Genomic DNA, 13,554 nt, shown 5'->3' with positions numbered 1-13,554 from the left:
TATGGTCTCTAATTAGCGTTTCACCGCTTCGAGTTTCCAGATGTTGTTGACGTAATCTCGAATTGAGCGGTCAGAGGTAAACTTGCCAACTAAAGCGGTATTAAGTATCGCTTTTTTCGCCCAACCCGCTTGATCTTGGTATTGCTTGCCCATTGCTTCGTGTGCTTGCACATAAGAGGCAAAGTCGGCCAAACATAGGTACGGGTCACCGCCGTCAAGCAAGCTATCGTAAGTCGCTCGTAGCAAGCCCGGTTGACCTGGCGTGAACTCTTCACCAAGCAATAGATCCAGTGACGCTTTCAGCAGCGGATCGGCATGGTAGTAGTCATAAGGGTTGTAGCCTGACGCTTGCAACGCGACGACTTCGTCGACTTCTAGGCCGAAAATGTAAATATTGTCATCACCGACTTCTTCACGGATCTCAACGTTCGCCCCATCCATCGTACCGATAGTCAATGCACCGTTAAGAGCCATCTTCATGTTACCGGTTCCTGACGCTTCTTTACCCGCTAGCGAGATTTGTTGTGAAACGTCTGCCGCCGGGATAATGATTTCGGCCATGCTCACACGGTAATCAGGAATGAAGACCACTTTCAGCAAATTGCCGATTCGTGGATCGTTGTTGATCTTCTCCGCCACTTTGTTGACCGCAAAAATGATCTCTTTGGCTAGGTGATAACCTGGTGCGGCTTTCGCAGCAAAGATAGCCACGCGAGGAGTGCACTCAAAACCTGGTTCATTGAGGATACGATGATACAAAGACAAGATGTGCAGAAGATCCAAGTGCTGACGTTTGTACTCGTGCAGGCGTTTAATCTGAACATCAAAGATGGCGTTGGTATCAAGATCGATATCCATATTGGTTTTCACCCAATCCGCCAGACGCTGTTTGTTGGCTTTTTTAACCGCCATAAACGCTTGTTGGAACTGCTCATCATTAGCGTATTTAGCAATAGCTTCTAGCATCTCTAGTTTGGCTGGCCATTCAGGACCAATCTTATCAGTGATAAGGTCCGAAAGACCTGGGTTACAGAATTTTAACCAGCGACGAGGCGTAATACCGTTGGTGACGTTATGCAAACGCGTTGGGTACATTTCGTGAAACTCAGGGAAGAGATCTTTTTTGACCAATGCAGAGTGAAGCGCCGCAACACCATTGACCGCATAAGAACCAATCACACAGAGGTTAGCCATACGCACCATGCGGTTGAAACCTTCTTGGATGATCGATAGCTTAGCTTGCTTCTCACCATCACCAGGCCACATAGCACGGACTTGCTGCAAGAAGCGGTGGTTGATTTCAAAAATGATTTCCATATGGCGAGGCAATAGACGTTGAATCAACGACTCTGGCCATGTTTCTAGCGCTTCAGGTAGTAGCGTATGGTTAGTGTAAGCAAAAGTTTGTGAGCTGATTTCCCACGCTTTTTCCCACGATAAACCTTTCTCATCAATCAGGATACGCATCAATTCAGGAATCGCGATTGTTGGGTGAGTATCGTTAAGCTGAATCGTCTCTTGCTTAGGCAGATCCGCAAGGGCAAAACCAGCGGCTTCATGACGACGAAGAATATCACGTACCGATGCTGCTGAGTGGAAGTACTGCTGCATCAAACGTAGCGTCTTGCCTTTCTCGTGGTTATCGTTCGGGTAAAGAACTTTGGTAATGTTACCGGCATCAATCAATGAGTGCTGGGCTTCAAAGTAGTCACCGTTGTTAAAGCTCGCAAGAGAGAAAGGTGCAATCGCCTGACATTCCCATAGGCGCAGTGGATAGACGGTTTCTGACTCGTAACCCACGATTGGTAGATCCCAAGGCATCGCTTTCACAGTCATACCTGGTACCCACTTACGCACTTCACGGCCATTTTCGTACGTGACTTCAACATGACCATAAAAGCCAATTTCTTGCGCAAGCTCAGGGCGAGCAATTTCCCACGGGTAACCTTCAACACCGCGCCACGCGTCTGGTGCTTCTTGCTGACGGCCATCTTTAAATGATTGCTTGAACAGGCCGTACTCGTAGTGTAGTCCGTAGCCCACAGTCGGGAATTCTTGCGCAGCACATGAATCCATAAAACATGCAGCAAGACGACCCAAACCACCGTTACCCAATGATGGATCACGCTCTTCTTCAAGCAAGTCGGTAAGGTTTTGGCCTAGCTCAGCCATTGCGTCAGTGATTTGCTCATACAGACCTAAGCTGATTAAGTTGTTACCGGTTAAGCGACCAATCAAAAACTCAAGCGAAAGATAGTTAACGCTCTTCGCTTTTTGAATTCTAGGATCTTGTTCAGTTTTAAGTAGATCCAGAGTGGTGATTTCTGCTAGAGCTTTGCCCATAGCAAGATACCATTCACGCGTGGTTGCTGTTTCTATCGTCTTTGCGTAAGTCGCGGAAAGGTGCATTTTTACATCGGCTTGAAATGCAGCCTTGTCAAAATTTTTCTGTTGCGTAGGTTTCATTCGAGAAATCTCACTTATTAGTTTTAATCCATCTGTGCCATATCGTGCATGGACAAGCTCAACAAAACATCCTCCCACCAACTGCCCGATTTAGGAGGAGGATATAGGGCGTAGAGGGTGTATTACCCTAGGCTCAGTGATCTAACTCTCAATAAAAATTACCAACGTCTGAGCTCGGGTGATTGAGATCACACCATCAACGAATTTAGCCTAGCTTTGCTGTATTAAAGATACATGTAGCGGGGAGTAAGTATTTGACAAAACTGTTTATCGGATCACATATTGTTTTCCCTTTAACTGCAAATTTCACTATTTCTCGTGCAGATATAGAGCTAAGACACACTTCACAGATAGACATTTAGTGACAGGCATCACAAATATGGGGCGTAGAAGAGAGCAAACTGTGAAACATACGAGAAACCGACCTCTGATCAATAACGGTCGAATTCAATCTCCAGTAATATTCTTGCCAATAAGCAAAAATGAACACCCTGTGCTTCATGTTATCGCTAGCCTCTCCACCGTGTTAGCCGTAACCAGTAGGACAACATTATAGGGATTAAGAAGATGTGGATTCCTTCGAAATTGACGCGCCCTGGCCGACTGCATAACGCCATTGTTAGGCCAAGAGTACTAGATTTACTTCAGCAAGCACCTTTTTACAAATTGGTACTACTACGTTCCCCAGCAGGTTATGGTAAAACCACGATGGCCGCTCAATGGTTGTCTGACAAACCTCATGTTGGTTGGTACAGTCTTGATGAAAGCGATAATGATTCATTCCGCTTTATGAATTATTTACTCCAAGCCCTGAACAAAGCCACCGATGACAGCTGTCCAAACTCACAGAAACTGGCTGAAAAGCGTCAATTTTCATCGCTTCATTCGCTGTTTGGTGAAGTGTTCACTGAGATGTCCAACTTTCATCAAGAGTGTTATTTGGTGCTCGATGATTACCACCTTATTGCTGATGATGAAATTCACGAGGCGATGCGCTTTTTCCTTAAGCATATGCCAGATAACTTGACCCTAGTTGTCACGAGTCGAGCAGCGCCACCACTTGGCACCGCCAACTTGCGCGTACGTGATTTGATGATCGAAATTGGCGATGAATTACTGGCGTTCGATACCGAAGAAACGACACGATTCTTTAATCAACGAGTGAGCGATGGTATTGACGACACCACAGCCAACAATTTACGTAACTACGTTGAAGGCTGGCCGTCAGCACTGCAACTCATCGCCCTGCAAGCTCAACATCAGCATAAAACCTTAGCCCAATCGGCGGAATCTTTTTCACAGTTTAATCACGCTCATCTGTGGGACTATTTGGTTGAAGAAGTGTTTGACTTACTTGATCAAGAGACTCGCCAATTTTTATTGCAATGTTCGGTACTTGACCACTTTAACGATCATCTGGTGTCTGAATTGACCGAGCGCGAAGACGCTCTGAGTATGATTGAATCTCTCAACCGCTTCGGTCTGTTTATTCATCCGCTTGAAGGGGAGCAAAACTGGTACCGCTTCCACAATCTATTTGCTGAATTTTTAGCGCATGAACGTACGGCGCGTATTCCACGTCAAGAAAAAGCCTTGCATCGCAAAGCAGCCAACGCTTGGCTGACTTTATCATCGCCCCATCAAGCACTGCGTCATGCGCAAGAAGCCAGAGACAGCCAGTTAACTGCGGATATTCTTAGTCAATATGGTTGGAAGATGTTTAACAGCGGTGAGCTACAGACATTAGAGAAAGCGATTAACTCTCTGACCTCTGAGCAACTTTATAGCGAGTCGAAGCTGTGCATGTTACAAGCTTGGCTGGCGCAAAGTCAGCATAGATACAATGATGTCGGCGATCTTCTGGCCAAAGCTGACGAGCAAATGGCCAAGCTTAATGTGGTGTTAAGCGCTAAAGAACAAGGCGAATTTAATGCGTTACGCGCTCAGGTCGCCATCAATAAAAATCAACCTGAAAAAGCACTTGAGCTGGCGGAATTGGCATTGAGCCAACTTGATTCCACCGTCTACCGGAGCCGCATTGTCGCGACCTCTGTGGTTGGCGAAGTTAACCACGTACTTGGCCACCTCAGTCGTGCGTTACCTATGATGCAGCAAACTGAAAAATTAGCACGTCAATATCAGGTCTACCATCAGGCGTTATGGGCAATGCTGCAGCAAAGCGAAATCTTAATTGCTCAAGGCTATGTACAAGCGGCGTATGAAGTGCAGGACAATGCCTTTAAGTTGATTGAAGAACAACAGCTTCATCAAGTACCACTGCATGAGTTCTTGCTGCGCGTGCGTGCGCAAATCCTGTGGTGTTGGAACCGCCTCGAAGAGGCAGAAGAATGCGCTTATAAAGGACTTGATGTGCTGGGTAATCATAGCCCAAGTAAGCACTTACATAGTTATTCGATGTTGGCGCGTATTGCGATTGGACGTGGCGAGATAGACAAAGCAGGTAAGTTTATCGACCAGATTGCCCACTTACTCAAACAATCAACTTATCATGTCGATTGGACAGCGAATGCGTCATTGTCGCTGATTTTATTCTGGCAGACTCGCGGTGATCTCGACTCGATCGCGCAATGGCTAGAAACGACAGTTCGACCAGAGCAAGCTTGCAACCACTTCACTCAATTGCAGTGGCGCAACATCGCACGCGCACAGATTGCATTAGGCCTCTTTGAACAAGCGCATGACACGTTAGACTTTATTCAGCAACAAACACAAGAGAACGAACTACTGACCGACAAGAATCGCAACTTGATTGTGGAAGCAGTATTGGCGATTTCCGAACACGATGAAGAACGAGCACACCAAACGCTCAAACAAGCGCTCGAACTGACCAATCAAACGGGAATGCTGGGTAATTTCTTAGTCGATGGTGCCAAAATTGGTCACATTCTTGAGAAACTCAACAACAAGAATGAACTGGGTGATCTAGAGCGCCACCGCGCTCAGCAACTACTCAAAGACATTTCAACCACTCAACGCAGCAGCTCTATCCACTTTGATGAAGAGTTTGTGGAGAAACTGGTCAATCACCCCAATATTCCTGAGCTGGTGCGCACCAGCCCGCTGACTCAACGCGAGTGGCAAGTACTGGGTCTTATCTATTCTGGTTTTAGTAACGAGCAGATCGCCCAAGAGTTAGATGTCGCCGGTACTACGATCAAAACGCATATTCGTAATCTGTATCAAAAACTCAATATCGCCAACCGCAAAGAAGCGATTAAAACCGCAGAAAACTTACTGCAACTGATGGGCTACTAACCGCTCATCGTCATCAAGCAAGTACTCTAAGCGCAAGGCTCTACGCTTGCGCTTTTGCTCAATCATCAGAAATACACGTACCAAAACGTAAAAAAGCGCCTAACTGGCGCTTTTTTTAAATCTTGTCTCGATTAGAACTTCTTCGGAGCGTAACCTGTCATCGCTTCAAGCTTCAGCTCTTTTCCAAGTTTAGTCGTTGGGTGTACAACCACTAACCCTTTAACCGATTTTTTCAACTTGCCCATGTCCGCTTGTTCAGCTTTGGTAATTGGACGAGAAAATGGCATATCAGTCAGAGTTTTACCCTCTTTGCTGATGTCATAGTTCTGTTTGTGCTTCATGGCACTGGCTTTTTTGTTGAGCTTTTCTATTTCGTCAGTAAATTTGCTGATCATGTCCTGATCACCACGACCTTTGGCAGCCTCCAATTTGCGCTGACAAGTATCAATGCGATTATGTAGGTTTTGTAATTCTTGCTTAAGGCTCATGGTTTTACTCTTATTGGAAACAGAAAAGGTCGGCGAGTGTAGCATAAGCCTGCTGACACTTCCCTAATTATAATCAACTTTAGCTAGGTTAGCGTGACTCCGCTTTTGTCGCAACCAACCAGCAATTTAGCCACTGTTGTGTCACGATGAAGTCTATTGATGCCGTCAACAACTTCGCGGCAGTAATGATGAGTGAATAGAGTGAAAACGGCGCAACCGTGGCAAACAGTTGGCATCATTACTTAAACGCCAGTCACTGATCAATAGTCTTGATTAATGCGTAATAATGGCAAAGGAGTAATGATGATCAAACTAACAATTTTCTACGACGGCCTTTGTCCGCTTTGCGTTAAAGAGATGAACTCGCTGTATCGTCATGACAAAAACCACGCCATTAAACTGGTTGATACCCAGAGCAGTGATATGCAGCACTACCCTGCTATCGATAAACACCGTGCAGGGCAAATTCTGCATGGATTAAAACAGGACGGTGAATTATTACTTGGGCTTGATGTGACTTATTATGCTTGGAAGCTGGTCGGAAAAGGCTGGCTATACGCACCACTGCGCTGGTCCGTGGTCAAACCACTAGCCGACTGGGCTTACCTTAAGTTTGCACGCAATCGTTATCGATGGTCTAAGTTGCTGACAGGTAAAAGTAAATGTGAAGGCGGTCAATGTTCTCGCTAGATAGTACTAATGTCTAGTAACGAAGCATAACAAATCTCTCAAGACTCACAGTCATTAGTCGATAAATTGGCTAATCTTAATAGATAAACTTTGGGTCTATTAAGATAAATCCAATTACTAGGCTGGCTATCTGGGCATTCATTCCAGGCACGAAGCCACATTGTACTAATTACAGGACGTTTGTATGATTCTTTCTATTCGTAGCCGCCTTTACATTTTGGCTCTCGTTCCGCTGCTTGTGATGACCATAGGTATGCTGGGTGTCACTTACCTCAAAACCAACGAGCTCAACGCTCAACAAATCGAAGTTACTCGCTCAAATATGATGAGTATGAAGAAAGAGGAACTGAAGAACTATATTCAAATGGCCAAATCCGCCATCACTCCTTTCCTACAACGTGGCGCTTCGCTAGAAGAAGCATTACCAACCATTAAGACGCTTGAGTATGGTGACTCTGGCTACGTGTTTGGTTACGACTCAAAAGGGGTCCGTGTTGCTGTAGGTAAAAGCGACAAGGGCGTTGGAGATAACTTTTGGAACTTACAAGACAAGCAAGGTAATTACCTTATCCAAGACTTACTCCGTAACGCCAAAACGGGTGATTTTACCACTTACTATTTTCCGAAGCCGGGCCAAACACAAGCGCTACCTAAACTGAGCTACTCGATATTTATTCCTGAATGGGACCTGATGCTTGGCACGGGGTTCTACACCGATGACATCGATGCGATTGTGGTAGAAATGGAACGCTCCACAACCAGCGCACTACAGACGACACTCTCAGCGATTGTGGTTTTCTGTCTGGTGATCGCAGCACTTGTCGCCGTATTCGCGGTTGCGGTCAACCGCACCATCATGAAGCCGCTAGAAATGTTTGATAAGTCCATCAGCTCTTTTGCCAGCGGCGATGCCGACCTTACTGCACGCATGGACGATTTCAAAGCACCCGAGTTTTCCAAACTAAGTAGCAACTTCAATGCCTTTGTTTCAAGCCTGCAAACCATAATTCGCAGTGTCAGCGACGTGGGTCAACAAGTGGTTTCTGAAACCAATAACATGTCGATGCGTGCAGCGAAAGTGGACGAATTGGCTTCTGGTCAGCGAGAGGAAACCGAACAAGTCGCCACTGCGATGACTGAAATGACCACCACAGCAAGTGAGATTTCCAACAACGCCAGCCAAGCGGCTGACTCAGCCAAACTGGCAGATGACAACGCCAAAGAAGCGCAAAACATAGTGAACTCTGCGGCTCAGTCAGTCGAAGCCTTAGCACAAGAAGTCTCGCAAGCGAATGGCGTTGTTTCTCGCCTAGAGGGTGACGTACAAAACATTTCATCATCTCTGGCAGTGATTCAAGATATTGCCGAGCAAACTAACCTACTGGCATTGAACGCAGCGATTGAGGCGGCAAGGGCAGGTGAGCAAGGGCGTGGATTTGCGGTCGTTGCCGACGAAGTCCGTAAGCTTGCTAGCCGAACGCAAGATAGCACTGGTGAAATTCACCAGATGATTGAACAGCTCAAAGCCGCCTCTGACGATGCAGTGAAAGCGATGGAATCAAGCCAAAAACGCGGCGAAACCACGGTTGAAGAAGCAAACTCAGCGGCAAGAGCGTTGGTTAAAATTCAAGAATCGATCGGCACCATCATGGATATGAACTCGTTGATCGCAACCGCAACTGAAGAACAGAGTTTGGTTGGTCAAGAAATTTCCCAGCGTGTGGTGGTCATTTCAGACCAAAGTTTGCAATCAGCAGAACTTGCCAATGAAAACCGCGCTGGTAGCCAAGAGCTTAACCAAAGAGCAAATGAACTCTACGAGCTCGTTGATCGTTTTAAAGTGTAAACAACACCTAACTAAAACGAATAAGCCCGCTAAAAAGCGGGCTTTTTGTTATGCCAATTCAGAACACAAATCCGTCTTGCTGACCCGATATCACAACAGGCTGGGTTTTTCTCGAACAGAACTGAGTCACACAACAAAGACACCCTGAGGTGTCTTTTATCTTTAATTTAATCCAACCACACTTTAATCCAGTCGCAGTGTCACACCAGAGTAGGTATTGTAGCCACGGAGCATAACATGATAGGTCGTGCCCGCTTGCGCCGCAATACGGCACTGCTCGGCATTACCACTGCGGTATGGGCGGCAATCGTAACTGCTGGTTGTTGGTTTGCTTCCCGCTTTAACATACAGGTCTGCATCACCACTACCACCAGAAATAGTAACGGCCACATTTGAAGCGCTATCGACCGTAAAGGTGTAGAAGTCCTCAGAACCGCGATTACCGCTTAGTCCGCTTAACGGGACACCTTTTTCAAGGACTTTACCAGTAGGTGGCGTTACGCCACAATCAGCATTCACACCAACGGTACTGAACGCGGCCTTCACATCGGCAACGTTATAACCGAAGTCTTGCGCGGCCTTGGCGACGCCACATGCGCCTGCATCAAAGGTACTGTTTGGTGTCCAATAGAGTTGATTCGCCAAGGTAAAGATTTCGAAGCCTTTGCGTACCCCCCAACCCGATTTATTCGCAAGCAAATAAAAGGCTCGGTTGTAGACACCACTCGAGTAATGCACATTTAAGCCGTTATAATACTGAGAGGCATTGTCGATTGAGCGGCCATCTTTTGATGGTTGATCGAAGTAACGCAAACCACCTTCAGATTTGAAAATATCCGCCCCGACAACCCAGTCAACGGAGCCTTTCATGTAGTATTCTGCCGCTTCACCGGCAATATCAGAGAACGCTTCGTTCATACCGCCTGACATATTTTGATATACCAAACCCGAGTTTTGCTCAGTAAAACCGTGGCTTACCTCATGAGCGCTGACATTGATATCGACCAATGGGTAGAAAGTATCTTTACCGTCACCAAATGTCATTGATGAACCATTCCAAAAGGCATTTTCATAGTTAGTGCTGTAATGAACTCGCATGGTTAACTGGAATGACAACGGTGAGGTGTCCATCCAATCTTGGTACATGTCGAATACAACTTTACCAAAGTAATGAGCATCATTGAGCGGCGAATAAGCGCCGTTAACATACTGGTAATCATTGTAATTGGTCCCATCAGGACAATCATAACTGAACGCAGAGCTTCCCGAGGTGCCATTGTTCAAGTTAACCGTTTTTACTGCACTGTTATTCATGGTACAGGTCGTGCCAGTTTTATTGACAATAAAGCCTGGATAGTCAGTGCCATAATCATAACGACCAGTCTTAAGGTTGCCTCCAGGGCCAGTGCCTGAAGCGTCTGCATGATTAAGACCATCCCAATGCTCAATCACCTCGCCTGTCATGGCATTAATAAAGTAAAAAGGGCGTTCAGGCTTTTCTGCCGCGACAAAGAAGTCGACCATATAAACCATCTGAGCGGTTTGATTTTGGTCTAGCCTTACCATCAATTTGGCGTTTTGATTTTCTACTCTAGCCGCACTCAATGATTGTGCTTGATAATCACTAACCGCAGCCGCAATCGCTTGTTTGTGATCAAGTGAGGGGCTTAAGGTTGTGATATCCGAACTGATGCCCTGCGCCATGGTGCCAAACACTTGACTGAGCTGATCTTTACTCACCGTTGCAACTACTGAGGTGTCAAACACGGGCACACCACGGTGGGTCTGTTGGTAGCGAACTTTGGTCTTGCCATTGGGTAGAACAACTCGTTTAACCTCAGCAAACCCCGTTTCTACTGGGGCCACACTGTTCGACTGCGCCTGTAAACTTTGTTGTAATAGCGCACTATCGTTGACCTGGACCATTTCTGCAGCATTAGCCGTGACAGTGATAGACGTACCTAGAATCGCTGAAATCATCCAGCTTAATTGACGTTGTTGGTTCATTATTCAATCCTGTAATTATGAAACTCCTTCTTCCCAACCGCTACATAGGAAGCATTTCGCGACATATCGCCTCAATAACATGGAAGATAATGATGAAAACGAACAACTAAGCCGTAGAAATACTTTATACAGAATGTCATTTAAAATTTACGTAAGTGGCTGAAATTAAAATATGGCAAGATGACTGGGCAAGTTTTGGTCATTACAAAGCAGCAGGTTAGATACTATTGATAAAGTTGCGTGGTATTTTTTTGACACAGTTTTATCATCAATAATGCTGAGATCTAAATCAAAAGTTTAGTTTTTCAATTGCAGGTTTACAGTACGCAATAATCAAGCGAATTGAACGATCTAAAACTAAAAAACGCTCCCACCAGTGAGAGCGTTGTCAATTAATGTTGAAAGCAACGAATTATTTTATGCCATATTTAGCGAGTATTTTATCAAAGGTGCCGTTTGTTTTGATTTCCGCTAAGCCTTTATTAAACGCCTCGATATACATCTGATGATTTGGGTTAGCCAGTCCCGAAGTGACATGAAGCGGATTAACCGATAAGGCATTGTCGGTAAACTCGAAGTCACCGAGACTCATGCCTGCACCCGACAGGGTTGATTTTGCAACCAGCTCGTCTTCTAGAGTTAAGTCAATGCGTTTCGCTAACAGCTTCTTCGCGTTACCGACCAAATCATTCGCTTCAGGCTTGTTAAAGTTACTCGCCCCTAAAAACGCATCACCATAACCATAATTGCGGATAATCCCGACCGTTTTCCCATTCAAACTATCCATGCCACTGTATTCAAAACTATCGCCTGCGCGTTTAATGAACTTGAGTGAGTTTTCCAAGTAAGGATCACTGTAACTTAAAAACGAGGTTCTTTCGGTGGTATACCACGTCGCCACTAACACATCGACTCGGCCCTCTTTGACCTCGTTTAATGCTCGAGTCCAAGGCATAATTTTAAAATCGAGCTGATGTCCCTGAGATTTAAACGCTTCCGTTAGAATTTCGACAGAAACACCGGGGCTCGCTTTGTCTTTTTGAACAAAAGGCGCCCATGGGTCTTGTGCGGCCGTAATTGTTGCCGCTTGAGCTAGGAATGCGACAAGGGATCCAAACACTAATATCAATAAACTTCTCATAACGTATCCTCTATTGAATGGCTAAGTACGGAATTTCGCCATATGGTTGGCGATATTCTGGCTTAGACTGAGTACTTCTTCCGTCCGTTTAGCATTAGTCGTCGCACCAGACGAAACATCATTGGTCGCTTCCGACGCTTCAACAATTGCCTGACTTATCTCTTCCACAGCCATTCGTTGCTCATCTGTCGCTTGCGAGATTTGGCCGCTTCTATCGGAAATAACGGCAATGAGATTCTGGACCTCATTCACCGAAACTTGCGATTCACTGACTCGAGAGGCCGTCTGCTCAAGAAGTGTGGCAATACGAGTTAACTCATCTTCAACTGATTTGGTTGCGCCACCAAGCGCAGAAATGTTTTTTTGAATCTGCTCAGTCGACTGACTGGTTTTCACCGCAAGGTTCCGCACTTCATCAGCCACAACCGCAAATCCACGCCCTTGATCCCCTGCCCTTGCAGCCTCAATGGCGGCGTTCAGTGCTAACAAGTTTGTTTGCTCAGAAATATCATTGATGACATTCAGCACTGTCGTTATTTTTTCCCCCTCCTCAATCAAGATATGCATTTCTGCATTGACGTGATTCATCTCTTCACGCATGTTGATGATTTCATTGGCGGAGTGTTCAATCGACTGGTTTACATCCAAAGCCAAAGTCGTTGCAGTTTGAGCTTGCTGCGCGGTTTCTGCTGCGGTGTCAGCCACGGTAGAAACCGATTGATTCAACTCAGTGGCTGCAGCGGCTACGGTGGTAAGCTGATGCTTTTGCATCTCTAATTTTTCCGCATTGATCCGTGCGGTTGAGCCGTTGGCCGATGCTCTCTCGCCCAACGCTTCCGAAGATAAATTTACATCTTGCACTATCTGCCTTAAGGACTCAGTGAAGCTGTTAATCCCTTCAGTAATGGCATTGAACTCTCGGTATTTAGCTGGGGCAAGTTTATTGGTCAAATCGCCATCACCAGATGCCAGATCTTTAATCACATCAGTAAGTTGTGCTATTGGTCGAATCACCGTCATCGATAGTACGACAACAATAACCACAGATAAGACGATATCGAGCACGACAAGCTCAATAATGTTGGTTTTAAGCGAGTCAGCGAGCTTAGTGTCTAAAGCATGGGTATCAAAGTAAACCACAACACTACCTACCGCGTTCTCTTCTCCGTATTCAACAAAAGTGAGATCCGCCTTGATACTGTTATCGATTGAGTAAGCGCCCTTGTTCTCAACATCAATGGTTTCGCGCTCTTCACCAGTACTAGTTTGCGTAAGGAACAGTAGATCACTGCCCTCATTATCAATCAACCGAATCGCCGATATTTCCGGGAGCTTAAGTTCGGCTGAAATGGATACCTTGGCTGACTCTAAATCGAAGTCCCAGACCGATTTAGGTAGACTAATCATCATCCGCTGAGTGGTATTTTCTACCGATTGTTGTAGCTCTGTCGTCAGGTCTTCTTTAAAACCTTGATACTTAATGAATGCAGAAATCAGCAATACAAAAGTTAGCGCGATAATCACTTGGATAAGAAAGACTAATTTTAAACTTTTCAAAACTGATCCCTTTCATTTTTAAGACCGATAATAAAAAGGTAGTTATTGATTGATTAATAATCAACAAAAGGACCAAATGATAC

8 protein-coding genes are annotated in these 13,554 nt (G+C 45.5%); 3 read left to right on the top strand and 5 right to left on the bottom strand.

Features of this window, described 5'->3' with window-relative positions; translation table 11 throughout:
* Nucleotides 1-12 precede the first annotated feature (12 nt).
* Nucleotides 13-2,466 (bottom strand): glycogen/starch/alpha-glucan family phosphorylase, encoded by a 2,454-nt coding sequence (locus tag ViNHUV68_RS16010; RefSeq protein ID WP_391091533.1) that lies wholly within the window; start codon nt 2,464-2,466, stop codon nt 13-15.
* Nucleotides 2,467-3,033: 567 nt separating this feature from the next.
* Here ViNHUV68_RS16010 and malT point away from each other — a divergent pair.
* Complete coding sequence (gene malT, locus ViNHUV68_RS16005) at nt 3,034-5,742, top strand: HTH-type transcriptional regulator MalT (RefSeq protein ID WP_391091531.1); 2,709 nt, start codon at nt 3,034-3,036, stop codon at nt 5,740-5,742.
* Between the two features lie 131 nt (nt 5,743-5,873).
* On the opposite strand, the gene ViNHUV68_RS16000 is transcribed toward malT, so the two are convergent.
* Nucleotides 5,874-6,230, bottom strand: coding sequence for a YibL family ribosome-associated protein (locus ViNHUV68_RS16000; protein ID WP_038173463.1), 357 nt, complete (start codon nt 6,228-6,230; stop codon nt 5,874-5,876).
* Between the two features lie 303 nt (nt 6,231-6,533).
* Here ViNHUV68_RS16000 and ViNHUV68_RS15995 point away from each other — a divergent pair, with 303 nt between their 5' ends.
* Both ViNHUV68_RS15995 and ViNHUV68_RS15990 read left to right on the top strand, forming a co-directional pair.
* On the top strand, nt 6,534-6,920 hold the full coding sequence (locus ViNHUV68_RS15995) for a DCC1-like thiol-disulfide oxidoreductase family protein (protein ID WP_391091529.1): 387 nt from the start codon (nt 6,534-6,536) through the stop codon (nt 6,918-6,920).
* 184 nt (nt 6,921-7,104) lie between these two features.
* Nucleotides 7,105-8,766, top strand: coding sequence for a methyl-accepting chemotaxis protein (locus ViNHUV68_RS15990; RefSeq protein ID WP_391091526.1), 1,662 nt, complete (start codon nt 7,105-7,107; stop codon nt 8,764-8,766).
* Nucleotides 8,767-8,949: 183 nt separating this feature from the next.
* On the opposite strand, the gene ViNHUV68_RS15985 is transcribed toward ViNHUV68_RS15990, so the two are convergent.
* From ViNHUV68_RS15985 to ViNHUV68_RS15975, 3 genes are all read right to left on the bottom strand, one after another.
* Nucleotides 8,950-10,773, bottom strand: coding sequence for a M4 family metallopeptidase (locus tag ViNHUV68_RS15985; RefSeq protein WP_391091524.1), 1,824 nt, complete (start codon nt 10,771-10,773; stop codon nt 8,950-8,952).
* Nucleotides 10,774-11,185: 412 nt separating this feature from the next.
* Complete coding sequence (locus tag ViNHUV68_RS15980; protein WP_391091522.1) at nt 11,186-11,914, bottom strand: transporter substrate-binding domain-containing protein; 729 nt, start codon at nt 11,912-11,914, stop codon at nt 11,186-11,188.
* 21 nt (nt 11,915-11,935) lie between these two features.
* Nucleotides 11,936-13,471: a methyl-accepting chemotaxis protein gene (locus tag ViNHUV68_RS15975; protein WP_038173455.1), complete on the bottom strand. Its 1,536-nt coding sequence runs from the start codon at nt 13,469-13,471 to the stop codon at nt 11,936-11,938.
* Nucleotides 13,472-13,554: the final 83 nt, after the last annotated feature.

It is taken from the genome of Vibrio sp. NH-UV-68, from assembly GCF_042940635.1.
GTDB lineage: Bacteria > Pseudomonadota > Gammaproteobacteria > Enterobacterales > Vibrionaceae > Vibrio > Vibrio pacinii.
Note: the sequence above shows the minus strand (reverse complement) of the source record. Positions and strands in the feature narration are given on the sequence as shown.